This is a genomic window from Acinetobacter sp. UBA6526, assembly GCF_002434875.1.
GTDB classification, from domain to species: domain Bacteria; phylum Pseudomonadota; class Gammaproteobacteria; order Pseudomonadales; family Moraxellaceae; genus Acinetobacter; species Acinetobacter venetianus.
In genome coordinates this window covers 28,600-33,374 of record NZ_DJLC01000229.1, presented here as the reverse complement: position 1 = coordinate 33,374, position 4,775 = coordinate 28,600, and the positions used below count along the sequence as shown (strand labels likewise).

General features: G+C 36.3%; 7 protein-coding genes. 5 read left to right on the top strand and 2 right to left on the bottom strand.

Annotated elements, in window-relative coordinates; translation table 11 throughout:
• Positions 1 to 37: 37 nt before the first annotated feature.
• On the top strand, positions 38 to 688 hold the full coding sequence (locus B4237_RS15575) for an HAD family hydrolase (RefSeq protein WP_004876649.1): 651 nt from the start codon (positions 38 to 40) through the stop codon (positions 686 to 688).
• 98 nt (positions 689 to 786) lie between these two features.
• Positions 787 to 1,536 carry a hypothetical protein gene (locus B4237_RS15570; protein WP_286943869.1) on the top strand — a complete coding sequence of 250 codons (750 nt, stop codon included), beginning with the start codon at positions 787 to 789 and terminating at the stop codon, positions 1,534 to 1,536.
• Here B4237_RS15570 and B4237_RS15565 read toward each other — a convergent pair.
• Positions 1,533 to 2,396, bottom strand: a complete 864-nt coding sequence (locus B4237_RS15565) for a LysR family transcriptional regulator (protein ID WP_278595931.1) — start codon at positions 2,394 to 2,396, stop codon at positions 1,533 to 1,535. The two genes, B4237_RS15570 and B4237_RS15565, sit on opposite strands and share 4 nt — an antisense overlap.
• Before the next feature lie 117 nt (positions 2,397 to 2,513).
• On the bottom strand, positions 2,514 to 2,738 hold the full coding sequence (locus tag B4237_RS15560) for a DUF2061 domain-containing protein (protein ID WP_278595990.1): 225 nt from the start codon (positions 2,736 to 2,738) through the stop codon (positions 2,514 to 2,516).
• 149 nt (positions 2,739 to 2,887) lie between these two features.
• Here B4237_RS15560 and B4237_RS15555 point away from each other — a divergent pair, with 149 nt between their 5' ends.
• From B4237_RS15555 to B4237_RS15545, 3 genes are all read left to right on the top strand, one after another.
• Entirely contained in the window at positions 2,888 to 3,529 is a 642-nt protein-coding gene (locus B4237_RS15555) for a hypothetical protein (protein WP_019385748.1), read from the top strand.
• A gap of 10 nt (positions 3,530 to 3,539) precedes the next feature.
• Positions 3,540 to 4,166 (top strand): hypothetical protein, encoded by a 627-nt coding sequence (locus B4237_RS15550; RefSeq protein ID WP_278595930.1) that lies wholly within the window; start codon positions 3,540 to 3,542, stop codon positions 4,164 to 4,166.
• A gap of 123 nt (positions 4,167 to 4,289) precedes the next feature.
• Positions 4,290 to 4,775: aconitase family protein (locus tag B4237_RS15545; RefSeq protein WP_286943865.1), on the top strand; the 486-nt coding region annotated here is incomplete at its 3' end.

Genomic DNA, 4,775 nt, shown 5'->3' with positions numbered 1-4,775 from the left:
TTTTTTTTCTTAATTTTCAGTTTAAACGAGAAATTCTATGCAATTGGCTTTGTTTGATTTAGATCATACGCTGTTAAATACTGACTCTGACCATTCATGGGGTGAATTTTTGGTCAATGAGGGTTTGGTTGATCCAGTTCATCATCGTCAAATGAATGACAAGTTTTATGAAGATTATAAAGCAGGGCAACTTGACCCAATTGCGTATAATGAATTTGTTTTTGAGTTTTTAACCAAGCATGACAATCAGTACTTAACTGAGTTACATCAACTGTTTATGCAAAAAGTCATTCGCCCGAAAATGAGACCTAAAGGTTTTGATGCAATTAAAAAACATCAAGACTTAGGTCATGCGATTGTCGGGATTACTGCGACGAGTGACTTTATTACAGCACCTATTTTCCGTGAGTTTGGGATTACTGAAATTATTGCGACTAGTGCAGAAGTGATTGATGGGCAATACACGGGAAAAGTCACAGGTGTGCCTTGCTATCAACAAGGCAAATTGACGCGATTAGATCAATGGCTAGCTGGCCGTACCGTTGAGGAGTCTTGGGCTTATTCAGATTCAATCAATGATCGCTTTTTACTTGAATACGCGACCCATGCGATTGCGGTGAACCCAGATGACCGTTTGGAAAAACTCGCGCAAGAACAGGGCTGGGAAATTCAAGATTGGTCAATCTAACTGAGTCAGCATAATTTGAATGAATTATTAAAACCTCCCTTTCGTCAGGGAGGTTTTTTTGTCATATAAATGTCACTTTTAAATTTTAAGATGTCAGTATGAAAATAAAAATAAATCAAGAAGCACAAACTTCCAATCAACTCAGCGAATTGCTGAGATTAAAAAGACAACAGCCGATTATAAAAACACGTTGGATCATTTTACCTTTTATCATATTCGGATTGATGTATTCGTGGCAGCAGCAATTTTGGACAGCTTGGGTGATTATTCCAATACTTTGGTGTGTGCTTGTTATCAATATTTCATTGCTTACCCGATCTCAACGCGCTCGATTACAGACGATTGAACAACTAAAAATAGAGCCGATTTTTTGGAATAAACTTCGCCAGTCTCATCCTGAGCTGACTTTGAAACAACGACAATTAATAGAAGTGGGTTTTAAGGATTATTTGGCGCTGCATGTTATGCAAAAGCAAGCTTATGCAATGCCATCAAATGCGGTTGATGCACTTTGGCATGTCATGTTGGAATTCCCTCAGCAGTATCAGCATTTATGTCGCGCAACACTTGGCCGAGTCCTCAATCACAATCCATATCATTTAAATACTGAACCAGAACAACAGCAAAAACAGTTATTCGAATCATGGAAAATAAGCTGTAAATTACATGGGTTCGAACCCAAGCATAGTGCTGTCATACCTCGTTTGTTTGTGATAGATCAAGCCTTAGGTTGGATTGATGGTCAATACTTTGACTTGGATGAAATGAGCAAAGACTATTCTAAATACCAACAAGCCCAGTCTTCTTCAAGTTGTGGAAGTAGTTGCAGTAGTTGCGGAGGGGATTAATCTTTTTGCATCATTTGAATGAGTTCTTCTGCTGCTTTAGATTGAATACGTGCAGGGTGCCAAACCATACCCAGTTGGCGATTCATATTTAATTGTAAATCGAGCTGTTTCAAATCCTGATTGAGTAACGTTTTTGGTAGAACTGACCATCCCAGACCAATCGAAACCAACATGCGAATTGATTCTAAAGGATTGTTACTCATGGTGATTTTAGGCTTTAGCCCTTTATTTTCAAATTCAGCTAAGGTGATTTGACTGGTATAGGTGTGCGCTGATGGCAATAAACTCGGATAAGCAATTAGGTCTTCTAGTATAAGGTTGCTTTGTTGCGAGAGTGGATGAAATGGTGATGCAACAAAAACTAAAGGATCATTCCAAATGGTTAAATAATTAAGTCGATCATCTCCCGTCGGTGGGAGCGTCAGGAAAGCGAGTTCTAATTCACCTGCAAGTACCTGTTCATGTGCTTGTTCTGAATCAACAAAATGTACATCTAAAGTGACTTGAGGAAAGAGCTGTACGAAAGCTTTTAGTGGCTCTGCGAGATGGTGCAAACCAATATGGTGACTTGTACCAATCTTTAAACGACCTTGTACCTGTGCTTGTTCATGACTTAGTGTGTGGTGGATTTCACCGAGCTCATTGAGCCAAGTTTTTACTTTTGGAAGCAAAGAATGCGCTGCATGAGTTGGTTGAATACCTCGACCTGCAGATTCAAATAATTTCACACCAAAATAATCTTCTAGACTATGAATCCGTTTCGTTACCGCTGGCTGAGTAATGAATAGCTGTTCGGCAGCAATGGAAATTGAACCCGTTTCCATCACTTTAACAAATGCTTCAAAAGCGGCAAGATTCATAGTTTAGACTCGAAAATCATTAAAATTTAGATGTTTGTTCTGAGACATATATAGCTGACTATTTTAGGTAAAAGCGCTGAACAAATATAGTTTAAGCTGTATATGTATAATTAAAAGTTAGGCTTTTTGTTCATTTCTATTCCAAATTTTTTCATGGAAGAAGAATGCAAAGGCTTGTACTGTGGGTTCAAGCAAGCTCAAAGTCACTGCCATGATCAGATTTCCTGTTACAACATAGGCAACCAGCATTGCTACTGTGATATGCATGAAGTAGTAACTTAACGTTTTTTTTAAAGTTCGTTGATTGTTAATCACGAATTGCTGAATATTTGCCATCGCTATCACCATCTCAAATCTTATTTATATAAATAATAATCATTATCATTTAAAAAGTAAAAAAGAAATTTCAATTGATGATGATTGGATTTATAAATGGTAATCCTAGGGGTTATATATTAGAAATATAGGATGATAAATGATGAGTTTATTCAATGAAATTTGATTCAGAATTATTACAAATAAAAGGAAAGATTAGCGATATTCGACATATGGGGAAAAAACCTTTTCATTGGTATAAGGCGAATTCTAGTTTAATAAATCAATCTTATTATTTTGAAGTTAGTCATTTTTTAGCATACATAGATGGATATCCATTGAAAGGTGGTTTTACAGATTGTACTTTCTATGAAAATGATATTGTTGAAGTAGTGATCTTAAAAAAACAAGATGAAAAGTGCTACGAGGTTTTAGCACTGTTAAGCTCAAAAAATATTTTACATATTGCACCATTTTTACATCCGAAAGCACCTCGGATAAATGAAAACCAAGACATCCCGAGATGGGTTTTGAATGTATCAGGACTGGTAATGACTGTAACTTGGTTGGGCTTACATTCTATTGCAGGTTTTTTCCTAGGGATGGTATTTGCCTTTTTTGTGCTTGTATGTATTGCATTAGGTTGGATGGTTTATGTGAAAACTTGGCAAGGCGATTATGATGCTTATCAATTACGTAGTGAATTATTTAAGATGCCTATGCTACAAAATATTGATTATAAAAGGATTGGAAAAGAAAAATATTGGTATCGAATGAAAGAATATGTCATAGATATCAAATTGTTACCTAATAAATAAGGAAAATAGAGTGAACCAATACATATCACACATAGAAGCCTCTAGGGGTAACATACTTTCTTATAGAACAAAAAAGGAATATTTACTTAATGAAACAAGTATTTCGTCAGCTCTAATGGCTATGATTTTTATCGGGCCAATTATATATTTTGTATTTATGGTGTGGCTAACTCAGAAATTAAATCTAAACTCATCATTAGGCGCAGCATTAATGATTTTAGTACCAATTCTGCTTGCATTTTTTACGATTATTTTTGCATGTTTTAACTCCCAAAAAGTAGTGAGAGTGAAACTAAAACAAGACATTCATCGAAAGATTTCTATGGAGTTCAATAATAAAAAGAAGGAGATGATAGGTGTAGGATATGTACGTTGTGCGATTCATTGTTATCCTTTATATGATCGAAGGGGAAAATATAAGCCTATTATTCTGATTGCATTAGAATTAATGAAATCAGAAGATGGGCCAGAAATGGATACAGGGCGTATTGCTTCAGTGCAGTGTGTAAACGAATCAGAGGCCAGAATGCAATTTGATCATTTTTTTCAAAGTTATCGGAGTATTGTCCAATGGCTTAATTTACCTATTCATAAAGAACAAAACATTATTATCCATTCAAGGCTTTGGTGGAATTAAATCATTCCTAAAAGTTTTTTAATTAATAAAAATGATAAATTAGATTTATGTGAAACGATTGCTATAATCAATTTAAGATTAAGAATACCCAGTCCAATGACAAGCACGATGGAGAGCGATGACATGGCAGGCAAGACATTGTATGATAAATTATGGGATGACCATTTAGTAAAGCAGCGCGACGATGGTTCGAGCTTGATTTATATTGATCGTCACTTATTACATGAAGTCACAAGTCCTCAGGCATTTGAAGGCTTACAGCTTGCCAATCGTCAACCATGGCGCTTAAACGCAAACGTCGCAACCCCAGATCATAACGTTCCTACCTCTAAAAAGGAACGTGAACAAGGTATTGCAGGGATTGAAGATGATACCTCGCGTATCCAAGTTCAAACCTTAGATGATAACTGTAAAACTTTTAATATCACTGAGTTTGGTATCAACGATATTCGTCAAGGGATTGCGCATGTAGTTGGGCCAGAGCAAGGTTTGACCTTACCTGGTATGACTGTTGTTTGCGGCGACTCACATACAGCAACACATGGCGCTTTTGGCTGTTTAGCACATGGTATCGGTACATCTGAAGTTGAACATGTATTGGCAACACAA